13 protein-coding genes, 1 tRNA gene and 1 riboswitch are annotated in these 14,688 nt (G+C 70.8%); of the genes, 9 read left to right on the top strand and 5 right to left on the bottom strand.

The window, feature by feature from the left end:
• Window positions 1–33: 33 nt before the first annotated feature.
• Together HKK72_RS10170 and HKK72_RS10165 are read left to right on the top strand one after the other, a co-directional pair.
• Window positions 34–552, top strand: a complete 519-nt coding sequence (locus HKK72_RS10170; protein WP_187234044.1) for an RNA polymerase sigma factor — start codon at window positions 34–36, stop codon at window positions 550–552.
• The gene (locus HKK72_RS10165) at window positions 539–1,285 is read left to right on the top strand and encodes a hypothetical protein (RefSeq protein WP_187234043.1); all 747 of its coding nucleotides are present in this window, start codon (window positions 539–541) and stop codon (window positions 1,283–1,285) included. Before HKK72_RS10170 ends, HKK72_RS10165 begins: the two co-directional genes overlap by 14 nt.
• 372 nt (window positions 1,286–1,657) lie before the next feature.
• Here the strand turns inward: HKK72_RS10165 and HKK72_RS10160 are convergent, their stop codons facing one another.
• Window positions 1,658–2,254 carry a hypothetical protein gene (locus tag HKK72_RS10160; RefSeq protein WP_187234042.1) on the bottom strand — a complete coding sequence of 199 codons (597 nt, stop codon included), beginning with the start codon at window positions 2,252–2,254 and terminating at the stop codon, window positions 1,658–1,660.
• Window positions 2,255–3,326: 1,072 nt separating this feature from the next.
• Here HKK72_RS10160 and HKK72_RS10155 point away from each other — a divergent pair.
• A complete protein-coding gene (locus HKK72_RS10155; RefSeq protein WP_261986702.1) occupies window positions 3,327–3,560 on the top strand; it encodes a DNA-binding protein in 234 nt (77 codons plus the stop codon).
• Between the two features lie 6 nt (window positions 3,561–3,566).
• Window positions 3,567–4,103, top strand: coding sequence for a hypothetical protein (locus HKK72_RS10150; RefSeq protein WP_187234040.1), 537 nt, complete (start codon window positions 3,567–3,569; stop codon window positions 4,101–4,103).
• A 28-nt stretch (window positions 4,104–4,131) separates the two neighbouring features.
• Here HKK72_RS10150 and HKK72_RS10145 read toward each other — a convergent pair.
• Both HKK72_RS10145 and HKK72_RS10140 read right to left on the bottom strand, forming a co-directional pair.
• Window positions 4,132–4,205, bottom strand: a tRNA-Arg gene (locus tag HKK72_RS10145).
• A gap of 222 nt (window positions 4,206–4,427) precedes the next feature.
• Window positions 4,428–5,786: an FAD-binding oxidoreductase gene (locus tag HKK72_RS10140; protein ID WP_187234039.1), complete on the bottom strand. Its 1,359-nt coding sequence runs from the start codon at window positions 5,784–5,786 to the stop codon at window positions 4,428–4,430.
• Between the two features lie 21 nt (window positions 5,787–5,807).
• Here HKK72_RS10140 and HKK72_RS10135 point away from each other — a divergent pair, with 21 nt between their 5' ends.
• The 4 genes from HKK72_RS10135 to HKK72_RS10120 all read left to right on the top strand — a co-directional run bounded on the left by HKK72_RS10135 (window position 5,808) and on the right by HKK72_RS10120 (window position 10,688).
• Complete coding sequence (locus HKK72_RS10135) at window positions 5,808–6,605, top strand: phosphotransferase (RefSeq protein ID WP_187234038.1); 798 nt, start codon at window positions 5,808–5,810, stop codon at window positions 6,603–6,605.
• Window positions 6,606–7,307: 702 nt separating this feature from the next.
• Window positions 7,308–8,525 (top strand): cobalamin biosynthesis protein, encoded by a 1,218-nt coding sequence (locus tag HKK72_RS10130; protein ID WP_187234037.1) that lies wholly within the window; start codon window positions 7,308–7,310, stop codon window positions 8,523–8,525.
• A complete protein-coding gene (locus HKK72_RS10125; protein WP_187234036.1) occupies window positions 8,522–10,018 on the top strand; it encodes a cobyric acid synthase in 1,497 nt (498 codons plus the stop codon). Before HKK72_RS10130 ends, HKK72_RS10125 begins: the two co-directional genes overlap by 4 nt.
• 112 nt (window positions 10,019–10,130) lie before the next feature.
• Window positions 10,131–10,688, top strand: coding sequence for a DUF1444 family protein (locus HKK72_RS10120; protein ID WP_187234035.1), 558 nt, complete (start codon window positions 10,131–10,133; stop codon window positions 10,686–10,688).
• A 48-nt stretch (window positions 10,689–10,736) separates the two neighbouring features.
• Here the strand turns inward: HKK72_RS10120 and HKK72_RS10115 are convergent, their stop codons facing one another.
• Both HKK72_RS10115 and HKK72_RS10110 read right to left on the bottom strand, forming a co-directional pair.
• A complete protein-coding gene (locus tag HKK72_RS10115) occupies window positions 10,737–11,786 on the bottom strand; it encodes a Gfo/Idh/MocA family oxidoreductase (RefSeq protein ID WP_187234034.1) in 1,050 nt (349 codons plus the stop codon).
• A gap of 203 nt (window positions 11,787–11,989) precedes the next feature.
• Window positions 11,990–13,513, bottom strand: a complete 1,524-nt coding sequence (locus HKK72_RS10110; protein WP_187234033.1) for an AMP-binding protein — start codon at window positions 13,511–13,513, stop codon at window positions 11,990–11,992.
• 190 nt (window positions 13,514–13,703) lie between these two features.
• Window positions 13,704–13,880, top strand: a riboswitch (cobalamin riboswitch).
• A 39-nt stretch (window positions 13,881–13,919) separates the two neighbouring features.
• On the opposite strand from HKK72_RS10110, the gene HKK72_RS10105 reads away from it, so the two are divergent.
• Window positions 13,920–14,688 (top strand): cobaltochelatase subunit CobN (locus tag HKK72_RS10105; RefSeq protein WP_187234032.1); only part of this gene is annotated, 769 nt, incomplete at its 3' end.

Here is a 14,688-nt window from a genome sequence, read left to right as displayed (position 1 = left end):
AAGGAAGCGGGCCGAGCCGGACATTGCTGAGGTATGGACTCGGACGAGTTTGAGCGCTTGTTCCACTCGACCTTCCGGCGGGTGATGGCGTACTGCCTGCGGCGGACGACCGAGACCGCGGCACCGGACGTGGTCGCAGAGGTGTACGCGGTGGCGTGGCGTCGCCGACGGCACATTCCCTCCGCCGAGGATGACGCCACCCTGTGGCTGCTGGGCATCGCCCGCCGGGTGCTGGCCAATCACACCCGGAGTCGGCGGCGATGGGTGCTGCTGGTACGGCGGGTCGCGGAACAGAGCGGGCCTGTGGAACCCACCGACGACGATGACGCTCACGAAATGGCGGCAGCGCTGGCCCGCTTGCCGCCCGGAGACCAGGAGGTGTTGCGACTGGCCTACTGGGACGAGCTATCGCATCGCGAAATCGCCACCGTGCTCCGCATCTCGCAAGGTGCGGTCGCCGTCCGGCTGCATCGGGCGAGAGAACGCCTGCGCCGGTCCCTGTCCGCAGCCGAAGATCAAGAGGTGAAGGAGAGACACGATGCTCAGCGATGAGGAACTGGAGCGGCGGATGCGTCACGCGGATCCGACCCGCTCAACACATCTCGCCGACTCCGACGGCCCCATGGCCACGCGGATCCTCGCTCAGGCGCGGCGGCGGTCCCAGCGCAGGCGGGTGCGGCTCATCGTCGCCGTCCCCCTCGCCGCACTGGCCGTCGTGAGCGGGACCGCGGGCACCTACGCGTGGGTCGCCGGAGACGGCAAGGGCCATGCTCTCGACTCCAACACCGTCGACTGCGAGAATCCGGCACGGAACGGCGCCGGCGGCATCCACTTCGACGCCGCCCAAGACGACCCGGTGCGAGCATGCCGGGAGGCGTGGCCGAGATTCTTCGGCGCGCCGGCACCCGACCGGCTCACCGCGTGCGTCGACAGCTCCCCCCAAGGGTCGATCAAGGTGTATCCAGGGGGCAGGGACCAGTGTGCACTGCACCGCGCCGCGCCCTACGCCGGACCCACCGACGAGCAGCGCAGGCTCGCCCGATTCCGGGTCGAGTTGAACGACCGGTTCGCGCACCGCGGCTGCACCTCCTACTCCGAGACGCGCAAGCTGATCAAGGCGCTCCTGGCTGAGCACCGGCTCACCGGCTGGACCCTCCGCAGGCATATGACCCTCAGTACGCCCCGACAGGAGGGACCCTGCGCCGAGGTAAGCGATTACAGCGAGCCGGAGCGTGTCATCTGGCTCGTCGACCGCCCTCCGTCGGAAAGCGCCAACGACACCTGATCGCGAACTTTCGCGGGAGTCGGCCGCCCAAATTCGTTCCGGGCGGCCGACTCCGCGCCGGGGAGCCTGATGGCCAGGTCGCCGACCGGCGGGTTCATGTGGCACCGAGTCCGCCTTCTGAACAACCCGCAGAGCCTGCGGTTCACCTGATGATTTCAGCAGTAAGGGCGCGGTGCATGAGTGAAGACGCGCCGGAGCTGACCGCGGAACTGGTGGCGGACGGCGTCGTGCCGTCGCAGCCAGTGATCTTGCCCGACGGGTGCCGGGTTGCCTACGCCGTCGCTCCGGCCGGCTGCAAGACAGAGCGTCGAATGTGCGCGATATGGCTAACCGCCGTTGACGGTAGCTCACCATCGGCGAAGCTGACCGCCATCAGCCTGACCGCGACGCCTGGGCGATGTCGTGCCAGGTGTGCCCGTTAAGGCGGGTGCTGGTCACGAGTTCGGGCAGGAAGCGCCCGGCCTGGTCGATGAGGGCCCTGGCCACAAGCCCCGACGAGGCCCGCCTGCGATTCGACCCCGACTCCCCGGTCGCCGACGGCCGCTGGCCCTTCGACACCTGAAACCGCAAAGGCGGGGCCACTTCAGCGCCGGCCGCAACAGCGGGCAGGACGGTGTCCGTAAGCGGAACCACACCTACGGCAAGACCCCGCATAACCTCTCCCGAGGCAGTCACGACCGGCTCGTCTCGGGGTTCACTGACATTCTCACCGGATGCCTGCCGCTGCTGCGCCCCGGCGGCATCGTCGTCATTACCACCCGCCCTTTCCGCAAAGCAGGACAGCTGGTCGACTTCCCCGTCCAGGTCTGGGCGGCTGCTCAAGACGCCGGCTTGGAGCCGGTGCAGCGGCTGGTGGCTTTGCTGTGTGGAATCAAAGACGACAGGTTGGTCACCCGGGCGTCGTTTTTCGCCATGCACGAAACCCGCCAAGCCCGCGCCGCCGGTCTGCCCCTGCACGTCAACGCCCACGAAGAAGTCCTCGTCCTAAGACGCCCACTCGACCCAGGCCAGGAGAGCGCCTCAGCACCTCAGGGACAGAGCGATCGATGATGCGGCATATGGCGATGTACTCCGGCGGCATCGGGAGCTGGGTAGCGGCACCCGCGCCTGGTCTCTGGTCCGGCAGGGCATCCGGCGGGGTGGGGCTTGACCAGCAGCGCCGAGACGAGCGTCCATGTGCTGCGCCCTGGGCGGCAGGCCAGCTGGATGCGGCCATCCCACGTCCGGCGTGGAGGCCGACTCGGAGTCATCCAGGCTGCGGCCACCGCCCAGGGTGCCTTCCCCATCTACGCCGCTCACTCAGCGATCACGGGTACCGGTCGGGTGGCCGCGAGTTCGCTGAATTGCCTGGCGATAACGTCGCCCTCGAGCGCATCGGCCGACTGTCCCCTTCGCCGGCCGGCTTCGCCAATCCGATGCTGCACTGCCCTCGCATCGAACCAACAGCGCGCGTGGATGACCGTGTCCGAGCGAGTCTGCAGCTGTGCGGAACAGCTCCCGGGTCGAAGGCCCTCCGTGGTCCGCAGAAGGTGCCTCAGCGGTCGGCCTGCCATGCCCTCGCGCCATCCGAGGCGGGTGGAGGTGCCGAAGCACACCCGATGCCCCACACCGCTGAATATCCCGGCCACCCGTACATCGCCGACGGGTCCACCCGCCGTCGAGCAGAGCCACAGTGCACCGCCACAGACCAGCACAACCGGCGCTGGTCGGCTGTGCCCAGGGCCGGTGCCGCCGGGTCATCGCCCGGCCCTGCGGACCTCGCAAATCCCGGCAGGGCGGCGCGACCGGTGGGCGCAGGCCAGCGGATCGGGCTTGACGACATGCGAGGAGCCGAGCGTGGATGCGATCGCCCCGACGCGGCCAGGTGGGATGCCGACGGCACCCAACCTGGCGTGCGGTCCAGCGGCCCGCACACCGCCCGGGGCGGACCCGATCCGCTGGAGGACGCCCGTGACACCCACGCCCGACACGCTGCCGCCGGGGGGTCGCCTGCAGGCCGCCACCCGGCGGGCGGGGGCGGGGGCGTGTGGTGATGCGCGGCATGACTGCGGCGGAGATCAGCACGCTGCCCGCAGTAGTCGATCTGGTCACAGCAGGGCGCGTGCTCGGTTTGGGACGCACCAAGGCCTACGAGCTGGCCCGCGCGGAGGAGTTCCCCTGCCGGGTCCTACGCGTCGGCGGAACCTACCTGGTGCCTACCGCCGGACTGCTCGCCCTTCTCGGGCTCGACAACCCGGCTAACCCGGCGGTGCAGCCTCCACCGGAAGACAGGTGAACACCTATGGTGGCCGGAACCACCTACAAGTCCTGCGGATGCCGCAACGAGAACGGCACGCGACTGCGTAAGAAGTGCCCCAAGCTCAGGCGCAAGGGCGGCTCATGGAGCCCGACCCACGGCACCTGGTACTACCAGCTCGAACTCCCGCCCAAAGCCGACGGCAGACGGCGTAACCCACTCCGACGCGGCGGGTTCACCACCCAGGACGCCGCCGAGACCGAAATGGGCACAGCAGGCGAACTGCTGACTATCGCTGCTGGCCTGGATGGCAAGATCCAGATCGCTGATCTGATCCTCGCCACGGTGAAGAAGTCCAAGACGTTGCCTGAACCCGTAGCTCACGATCACAGCATGAGCGCAACGGAAAGGAGGTCAGCCGGTTCTTCAGCACCTTGGGACCGATCCCATCGTGATCTGCAACAAAGATCACCCAAAGGAGATCCGACCAGTGCGCGGGCGACAAGATCACGACAGGCGAGCAACCAACGAGCAACCACGGGCCGCAAACCACCCCAAAACGACGACCGGACATGCTCATGATCTTTGAGAATGTCCAGGTCAGACGGTGCGCGCCCGGAGGGATTCGAACCCCCGACCGTCGGATTAGAAGTCCGATGCTCTATCCGGCTGAGCTACGGGCGCCTGGTGCCGTCCTGAGTGTAGAGCGAGGCCGGTGCCTTTCGCACGATCGTATTCGCTCGGGGCGGCGTCACCCGCTCTGACCAGGGCATACGGGTCTCTCTGCGGGCTGCCGACGCGGGTCCGGCGCGGACGCGCATGCCGCCGCGACCGGACAGATTGATCAACTCGACGGCATCCGCCTACGGCGCCGAACCAAGGGACGGGCCTACGTGACCTGGCGCGTTACGGATCGGACGGCAGGATCACGCCTGGGTTGAGCAGGCCGTGCGGGTCGAGGGCGTGCTTCACGGCGCGCATGGCGGCGATCTCGGCGGGCGACCGGCTCAGTCCAAGCCAGCGGGCCTTCGCCCGGCCCACCCCGTGCTCGGCACTGATGCTGCCCTGTACCGCGGCGACCCGCCGCAGCACCGCCTCGGTCAGTTCCTCGGCCCGATCTCCCGCCCCCAGCAGGTTCACGTGGAGATTGCCCTCCGCGAGATGCCCGAACAGGTACGACGTCGCCACGCCCGCCACCAGTGCCTGCAGGTCCCTGACGAAATCCGGGAGGGCGGCCAACGGCACGGCGATGTCCAGCTTGAGCGGCACACCCGCCGTGTTGATCGCCTCTGTGTGGCCCTCGCGATAAGCCGACATCCGTTGCCGGTCGGCCCTGTCCACGGCCACCGCCGCCTCCTCTATGGCCGTCAGCTTCTCGATGACCTCGAACAACTCGTCCGTGGGGTCGTGCGACGCCGCGCACTCCACCAGCAGGTACACCGGATGGGAGCGGGCGAACGGGGCCGGCAGCCCCGACGTACGGCACACCAGATCGAGCCCGTTCGCGAAGAAGAACTCGGCCAGTTCCAGTGAGGGCAGCGCCCGCAGAGCCGTGACCGCCGACACGGCGGCGTCCATTGAGTCGAGCGCCAGGAGGGCGGTGGCCCGGCCCGCCCGCAGCGGTACGAGCCGCAACCGGGCCCGGGTGATGATGCCGAGCGTGCCCTCGCTGCCCACGAGCAGCCCCGGCAGGTCATAGCCGACGTTGTCCTTCGGCAGCCCGGCCAGCCGATCGATCGTGCCGCCGTCCGCCAGCACCGCCTCCACGCCCGCCACGTTGGCGCGTGTCGTGCCGTAGCGCAGCACTCGTTCGCCACCCGCGTTCGTCGCGACCATGCCGCCGATCGTCGCCGAGTCACGTGCGGCGAGATCCACTCCGAAGTCCAGCCCCTCGGCCCGCACCCGCCGCTGCAGATCGGCGAGCGACACACCCGCACCTGCGGTCACCTGCATGGCCGCGGTGTCCACCGGTCCGATCGACGTCAGCCTGCGCAGGGACAGCACGACCTCGTCGCCGTGGGGCACGCCGCCGCCGACCAGGCCGGTGTTGCCGCCCTGCGGCACGATGGCCGCGCCCTCTTCGCCGCAGGCACGCACGATCTCGGCCACCTCGGAGGTGTCGGCCGGCCGCACGACCAGACGGGCCGGCCCGCCGAACCGTCCGGTGAAATCGGTCGTGTACGCCGCGATGACCTGCGGATCCGTCAGCACATGGGTGCTGCCGACCGCCGCGGTCAAGCGGGCGACGAGCGGATCTGTGTCCATGAAGCCCTATCGTCTACCACCATGACCGTGGACCAGGAAGTGCCTCTGCTCGGTGGGGACGTGACCGAGGGCGTCGTCCGCGTCGGCGACACGGTCCGCCGTCCGGTGCGCTCGCACACGCGCGCCGTGCACGGGCTGCTGCGCCATCTGGAGAGCGTCGGCTTCGACGGTTCGCCCCGGGTGCTCGGCGTCGACGATCAGGGGCGGGAGATCCTCAGCTGGATGCCCGGCCGTACGCCGCACCGGCCGCTGCCCGGTTTCGCGGCGACCGACGAGACGCTTGTCGCGCTGGCGCGGCTGCTGCGCCGACTCCACGACGCCGCGAGCTCGTACGACCCGCCCGCCGATGCGGTCTGGGACGACGAGGCGACCTCGAATCTGGACGGCCCGTACGACCTCATCGGCCACTGTGACGTGACACCCGAGAACGTGGTGTTCCGCGACGGCCTGCCGTACGCGCTCATCGACTTCGACCTGGCCCGTCCGACGACGCGGCTCTACGACCTGGTGACCACGCTGCGGCACTGGGCTCCGCTCGACGACCCGGCCGACCGCGACCTGGTGCAGCGCGACGCGGACGTGGGGCACCGGATCGCCTTGTTCTGCGGGGCGTACGGCTTGGACCGCGAGCAACGACGTGACGTTCTGCCCGCCGCGCGCATTCGCTTCGAGCGCTCCTATGACGCGATGCGCACCCGGGCCGAGCGCCAGGGCGGCGGATGGGCGCGCATGTGGAGATCCGGCGTCGGCGAACACATCCGGCGGGCCCAGGACTGGCTGGAGAGAAATTGGGACGATCTGGACGCGCATCTTCGGTGAGAATCACGGGAGAATGCTGACGGCGTTGGGTCCGGCCGGGCAGCGAGATTAGGCCCGTCTGGGCCCCTGGGCTTTTTCCGCAACGTATTCACCGCCATACGTTGCATGCCACGTTCCGGCGCGTGCCGGAGCCCTGTGCGACCTCGCAACAACGCGACCGGCAAATTGGCGAAGGCGCGGTATCGTACCTGGCGGTGACACGCCGGGCCCAGTTGAATGCCCTCCTGCAGCCAATGCTCAATGATCCGCAAACTTCAGGCATACTGAGCGACCTTCTCGGGCTCACCAGCCCAGCGAAGTCTGAGGATCGAATGGAAAGCGGATCAGGAGGTCCGGGCCATTAAACAGTGCAGAATGCTCGGCTCGGTATTTAAGTTTGAAAGGGGCGCCTATGCAAAAGTGAAGGAGTCGATAGGGGACAGCGATGAGCGTGACCGGGCCGAAGACGAGTGGAACAAAGAGTTCGGCAGTAAGTTCTGTCAGATGACCAACTGGCTTTGCTTCTCGTGGTGATGCCACTCACAGGAGCGGTGCCTACCCGGCGCGAACCGGTGTGTGATCGCGAGTTGTGGACCGGTCATGGACCTGCGAGCGGATCTGTGTCGATGAAGCCCTATCGTCTACCACTATGAGCGTGGACCAGGAAGTGCCCTTGCCGAGTCGCATGGCGACCGGGGAGACGCTCGTCGCGGTGAGCGTCGTATGAAGGATCGTGGTCGCTCTGGGTACGAGGACCCGTCATTCCGGCGGGCCGCACCTTGGAACGCCGCGGGGCTGCTGGCCGGGGTCGTGCTCGATGCGGTGCTCGGGGATCCGCGGCGCGGTCATCCGGTCGCCGCGTTCGGCCGGGTCGCGGGCCGGCTGGAACGGCGGCTCCACGCGGATGCGAAACCGCCGGGCGTCCTCTACGCCGGTCTGTGCGTCGGCGGAGCGGCCGCTCTGGGTCTCGCCGCGGATCGGCTGACCAGCGGTGGGACGCGGTGGCCGGGCGACGGGCGAGGCGTACCGCCGCCACGAAGGTCATTCGTCACCGCACTTGCCCGTACGGCTGTGACGGGAGTCGCCACCTGGGCCGTGCTCGGCGGCGCCTCTCTCGGCCGCGAGGGCATGCTGATGGCGCGCTCCCTTGAAGCCGGAGACCTCGACGCCGCCAGGGCCAGGCTGCCACATCTCTGCGCCCGTGACCCCGAGGGGCTCGACGCCAAGGCCCTCGCGCGGGCGACCGTCGAGTCGATCGCGGAGAACACCTCCGACGCCGCCGTGGCGCCACTGCTGTGGGGCGCGGCCGCGGGGGTGCCCGGCCTGCTCGCCTACCGTGCGATCAATACGCTGGACGCGATGGTCGGCTACCGGAGCCCCCGCCATGAGAACTTCGGCTGGGCCTCAGCCCGTCTGGACGATCTCGCCAACTGGATTCCGGCCAGGGTGACCGGCCTGCTCACCGTCGCCTGCGCGCCTCTTGCCGGAGCGACCCCCGGCGGCGCCATTTCCGCCGGAGCGACTCCCGCCGGAGCCATCCCTGCCGGAGCCATCCCTGCCGGAGCCACCGCTGCCAGCGTTCCACCGTCCTCCGGCACTTCTCGCCGGTGGCCCCGTGCGGGGGTTCTGCGGTCGCGCGAGGCGTACGAGACGCTACGGCGGGACGGGGGCGCTCATCCGAGCCCGAACGCCGGCCGGTGCGAGGCCGCTTTTGCCGGAGCCCTCGGCGTACGACTCGGGGGCGTCAACGCCTACGGCGGCAGGGTCGAGCAGCGCCCGGAACTGGGCGACGGCCGATCGCCCGAGGTCGCCGACATCCGCCGCGCCGTCCGCCTCTCCCGCGCCGTCACCCTGACGGCGGCACTTCTCTCCGCCGTCCTCTCGCTCGTGATCATGCAGTTGTTCACGCGCGCAGCGCGGCGTGGGATGGGGGAGCGGTGAAGGGCGCGTTGCTGGTCGCGGGGACCACCTCGGACGCCGGGAAGAGCGTCGTCACGGCGGGGCTCTGCCGCTGGCTGGCCCGGCAGGGGATCAAGGTCGCGCCGTTCAAGGCGCAGAACATGTCGCTGAACTCCATGGTCACACCCGACGGCGCTGAGATCGGCCGGGCCCAGATCACGCAGGCGCAGGCGGCCGGAATCGAGCCCACCGCGCAGATGAACCCGATCCTCCTCAAGCCCGGCAGCGACCGGCGCAGCCAGGTGGTCGTGCTCGGGCACCCCGTGGCCGACGTCGACGCGGTCGAGTACCGTGCGCACCGCGAACCGCTCCGCGAGGTGGTCCTCGCCAGCCTCACCGCGCTGCGTGCCGAGTACGACATCGTCATCTGCGAGGGCGCGGGCAGCCCGGCCGAGATCAACCTGCGCGAGGGCGACATCGCCAACATGGGCCTGGCGCGGGCCGCCGAACTGCCGACGATCGTCGTCGGAGACATCGACCGGGGTGGGGTGTTCGCCGCGCTCTACGGCACCGTCGGCCTGCTGTCGCCGGCCGACCAGGCACTGATCGCCGGGTTCGTGATCAACAAGTTCAGAGGCGCCCCCGAGCTGCTCGCCCCTGGGCTGGACCAGCTCGAAGCGCTCACCGGTCGGCCGACGTACGGAGTGCTGCCGTGGCAGGACGGTCTCTGGCTCGACGTCGAGGACTCTCTCGGGCTGGACGGCCCGCGGATCGCCGCGCAGCCGCCGCACGGCCGGCAGACGCTGCGCGTCGCGGTCGTGCGGCCGCCGCGCATCTCCAACTTCACCGACGTGGACGCGCTGGCGTGCGAGCCGGGCGTCATCCTCCGGTTCGTGACCTCGCCCGGTGAGCTGGCCGACGCCGACCTGATCATTCTGCCGGGGTCACGGGCGACCGTGGCCGACCTCGGCTGGCTGCGGTCACGCGGGCTAGCGGCCGAGATCGCGCGGCTGGCGGGCGAGGGCAGGCCGATCCTCGGCATCTGCGGGGGTTACCAGATGCTGGCCGGCGACATCCTCGACGACGTGGAGTCGTGCGCCGGACTTGTCGCCGGGCTCGGCCTCCTGCCCGTCCGGGTCGAGTTCGCACCGGTCAAGACGTTGCGGCGACCGGTCGGCACCGCCTATGGCGAACAGGTGCACGCGTACGAGATCCATCACGGGGTCGCGGCGGTCGAGGGCGGAGAACCCTTCCTGGACGGCTGCCGGGCCGGCACGGTGTGGGGCACCACGTGGCACGGCGCCCTGGAGAACGACGGCTTTCGCCGGGCCTTCCTGAAGGATGTGGCCGAGGTGGCCGGGCGGGACTTCACGCCCGCTCCCGACACCGGCTTCGCCGCGTTGCGCGAGGCCCGGCTCGACCTGCTCGGTGATCTCGTCGAGCAGCACCTGGACACGGGCGCGGTTCTGCGGCTCATCGAGCGAGGTGCACCGGCCGGGCTGCCGGTCGTCGCCCCCGGCGGCCCGCTAAGGTGATCCACTCCACCCCTCCGCACAAGTGACCGACGACGACTGCCGAACGACGACTGCCGACATGAACGACGACGCACGACGACTGGCGAGTCAGGACGAATCGAGGATCGCCCGAATGACCGAGCCGCGACACACGCTCATCGTCCCGATCATGCGAGCCCGCGTGCCCGTGGAGCTGCGGCTCGAGTTCCCGCCGGCCCCCGACGCCGAGCCGGTGCGCGAGCCGTTCGCCGGTGACCTGTACGCGTCGTACGCCCTCGAACTGCCGGACCGCTACGAGTACGTGGCGCGGCGGCACTGCGCCGAGCTGGGGATCGAGCCCGGTGCGCTGCGCGCGCAGGCGGCGGGAAACCTGCGGACGCGCCGCCCGGACCTGTCGATGAACTGGTATCCGGACGCCAAGGCCGTCTCCATAGGGCTGGGCAACGACCTGGAGGCCGGGCTGCTGCTCGACGACTCGCTCATGGAGAAGCTGGCGCAGGACGTCGAGGGCGACCTCGTGGTGGCCGTGCCCTCGCGAGAGGTCTTCGTGGCCACCGGCACCGCCCACCCGGACGGCCTGGAGAAGCTGCGATGGGCGGTCGACCAGGTGTGGCCCGCCGGGCGCGACCTGCTCACCCGTGACCTGCTGGTGCGCCGCGACGCCTCATGGGAGGTCTTCGTCGCGGCGTGAACCGGGAGGGCGGCGTGAACCGAGAGGAACGGCGGCCCCCGGGGTCGTTCACCGCAGGGTGACGACCCCGCCTTCGCGGGGCGAGCGCATCGCCGCTTCGATGACCTCGAGTGCGGTCACGGCGTCGTCAAGGGCCACCGGCGGTGTTGCCTCGCCGCGTACGGCTCGCGCCACGTCCGCGTAGAACTCCTGGTAGGCACCTGGTTCGGTCGGCACGGGGACGCTGTGCTCCGGCGTGCCGACGACACCGTACGACTCGGGTGGCGAGATCCCCCAACCCTCGTCGAGCGGTGTGCGCCCGGCCCGCAGCGCGTCCTCCTGCCCGTCCAGCCCGTACGCGACATGGCCGGCGTCACCGCCCAGCACGCGGAAGCGCGGGCCGAGCAGCGGGGTGACCGCACTCATCCACAGGTGCGAGATCCGTCCGCCGGGGTGGGTCAGCGCGACGAAGGCGTCGTCGGGCACGACGGCCCCCGCCCTCCGCGTGTTCAGCTCGGCGTAGACCCGCAGCGGCCGGCCGAGCAACGTCACGGCCTGGTCGATGAGGTGTGAACCGAGGTCGTAGAGCACGCCGCCCGCCACGGCGGGATCGGCGTTCTCCTTCCAGCCTGGCTTGATCTCGGGCCGCCAGCGCTCGAAGCGTGACTCCAGCCGCCGCACGTCGCCAAGGCGGCCTTCGGCGATGAGCCCGCGCACCGTGCGGAAGTCACCGTCCCACCGCCGGTTGTGGAACGGGACCACGAGCAGCCCGCGCTCGGCCGCCAGTGCGCCGAGCGACCGGGCCTCCCCGGCCGTCGCCGCGACGGGCTTGTCCACCACGACCGGCAGGCCGGCCTCCAGCGCGGCGCTGGCCAGGGGCACGTGCAGCCGATTCGGAGTGGTCACCACCACCAGGTCGTAGGACGACGCCGCGTCCCACACCCGGTCGGCGCCGTCGAGCACGGCGGCGCCCGGGTGACGGCGGCGTACGGCCTCCTGCCGCACCGGGTCCGAGGTCACGACCGCAGAAAGGGTCAGGCCGGGGACCGAGGAGATCAGTGGCGCGTGGAAGACCGCGCCTCCGGTGCCATATCCGATGAGTGCGACACGCAGCGACATGTACCGATCCTTGCGGATCGGCGGCCGGCCTTGCCCGCCGCCCCGGCAGTCCGTTCAGATCACCGGGTGTCCACGGTCTGATCACCGCGTGGCGGGAGCCCGATCACCGCGTGACGGGAGCCCGATCACGGTGTGCGGAGCCTGTTCACGTGGAGGCCTCCGCTGCTCCTGGCAGGCCGCGTGAACCGCGGCGTGGCCTGGGATCAGGGCTCCGTGAGCGGGGCCCGGCGCAGCGCGGCGCGGTGGAGTTTGCCGGCCGGGGTGCGGGGCAGCGCGGAGACGAACCGCACCGACCGCGGCACCGCGGGCGACGGGAGCCGCGCCCGCGCGAGGCCGACCAGGTCGCTCTCCAGCGCGGTGGAAGGCGGATGTCCGGCCATGAGCACCACGAACGCCCACAACGCGTCCTCCTCGCCGTCCCGGCCGGCGACGGCCACCTCCGACACGGCCGGATGGGCGCCGAGGACCCGTTCGATCTCCAGCGGGGTGACGACGTCGCCGCCGACCGTCTCGAGGTCCTCGACCCGGCCGTGGTGGTGCACGAATCCGTCGGCGTCGACGTGGACGAGGTCGCCGGTGCGCAACCACCCCTGTGCGTCCTGCACATCGCCGATCGAGCCCGTGCCGCCGAGATACTCCGTCGGCACGGACGGGCCGCGTACGTGCAGCACGCCGCGCTCGCCGATGGCCGTCTCGCCGCCGTGCTCGGCGCGGACCGAGATCTCGTACGGATCCAGCACCACGCCGAGGGTGCCGCGGCGCCGGCGGGTGACGGTGTTGGAGACGAACGTGTGCCCCACCTCGGCGGTGCCGAACCCGTCGAGCAGCGGGCAGCCGATCGCCGTCTCGATCCGGTCGGTGAGCGAGGGCGGCAGCGGCTCGGCGGCCGAGGCCGCCGCACGCAGGAACGAGAACGCCGGCCGATCCGACTCGGCGGCGCCTCCGATTCCGAGGGCCACGGCGAGCCGTGCGTAGAAGGCGGGCACGGCGAACAGCACGGTGGGCCGGTGGCGCCGCGCCTGCCGCACCACACCGCGTACGGTCGGCCGGTCCGGCCAGAGGATCGCCGCCGCGCCGCAGAACATCGGAAAGAAGATCGTGTTGCCCAGGCCGTACGGGGAGCAGGCCTTGGCCACCGAGAACATCACGTCGTCGGCGCCCATCCCGAGCGCACCCAGTGCCATCGCGTAGAAATGCGTCTCGGGGTCGCTGTGCCGGTGGACGGCGCCCTTCGGCGGGCCGGAGGTGCCCGAGGTGTATTGCACGTACGCCGGGGCGCCGGGCGGCAGCGGCTCGGGGTCGGGCGTCGGACCGTGACCGCCGGCAAGGTCGGCGGCGGTCAGGACGCGCGGCCTGCCGTGGACCCGCGACGCCCCGAGACGGTCGGCGAGCTCGCCGTCGTCGCACACGACCGCGACCGGTTCGGCGTCGCTCAGCGCGCGCGCATGCCGCTCCGGAGCCTGCTCGGGGCCGACGAGCACGGCGACCGCGCCGAGCCGCATCGCGGCGAGGAGCGCCGTGGCGAAGCCGATCGTGTCCGGCAGCGCGATGAGCACGCGCTGCCCCCGCCTGATCCCCGCGCGGTGGAGCACGGCCGCCGCTCTCGCCGCCGCGTCGTGGACCTGGCCGTGGGTGTACGTGGCCTCGTCGGCGTGGAACAGCGGCCGGTCGCGCCAGCCGTACAGCGCTGCGCGTTCGGCCAGTGCCCAGGCCAGATTCCCCTCCATTGCGGGCTCCTCGATGACGTCGACGGCTCATCAGCGGATCGATGCGGCTCGATGCGGTTCGATGTGGTGCGGGCGGTACAGGCTACGGCCAGTAGTGCATCGGGCACCTAGAGTTGTCGCTGATCGGACTGGATCGCCGCCGTGAGCGCCCCGAGTTCGGCCGGCGACCGGCCTGCCGCCAGTGCGGCGGCCTTGGTCATAGACTGCCGGGCGACGGCGGAGAAGGAACCCGGTGCGAATCCGGGGCTGTCCCGCAACTGTGACCGGGGAGCGCTCCCTCGATCTGGGCCACGGCGGCAACGCTGGAAGGCCGAGGGAGAGCGGTGATCCGGGAGTCAGGAGACTTCCCGCCGTCGCCGACTCTTCCACCCGAGCCGGGGCGCGGAACCCCGGGGAAGGCATGCCGATGCGCGTCTTGCTGCTGTCCACGGCCGACACCGAACTGCTCGCCGCGCGTGCGGCCGACGCCGGATACGTGACCGCCAACCCCACCCGGCTGGATCTCGCCGAGCTGGCGGCTCTCACCGCCGACGCGGACGTCGTGGTCGTCCGACTGCTCGGCGGACACCGCACCTGGCCCGACGGGGTCGAGGCGCTGCGGGCCGGCGGAGTGCCGCTGGTGCTGCTCGGTGGTGAGGCCACGCCCGACGCCGAACTCATGGCACTGTCCACGGTTCCCGCGGGTGTCGCCGCCGAGACGCTCGCGTACCTGCGCGAGGGCGGCATCGCCAACCTGCGTGAGCTGATCCGCTTCCTGTCCGACACTCTGCTGCTGACCGGCGAGGGGTTCGCCGCCCCCGTCGCGATGCCGGCCTACGGTGTGCACGGCTCGCTCGACCCGCTCGACCCGGGGGAGCGGGATCCGGCGCCCCCCACGGTCGGTGTCATCTTCTACCGAGCCCATGAGCTGTCGGGGAACACCGGGTTCGTCGACGTGCTGTGCGACGCGATCGAGGCCCAGGGCGCCAACGCGCTGCCGGTCTTCTGCGGGTCGCTGCGCGACGCCGAGCCCGGGCTGCTCGAGCTCCTCGGGCAGGTCGACGCGCTCGTCACCACCGTGCTGGCGGCCGGCGGGGTGGTGGCCGCCGACGCGTCGGCCGGCGGAGACGAGGAGGCCTGGGACGCGGGCGCGCTCGCGTTCGCGCCGACCCGGGTGTACCTTCCGGGCCACGGCA

Source organism: Actinomadura sp. HBU206391, assembly GCF_014323665.1.
GTDB lineage: Bacteria > Actinomycetota > Actinomycetes > Streptosporangiales > Streptosporangiaceae > Actinomadura_C.
This window is presented reverse-complemented; position numbering and strand designations above follow the sequence as displayed.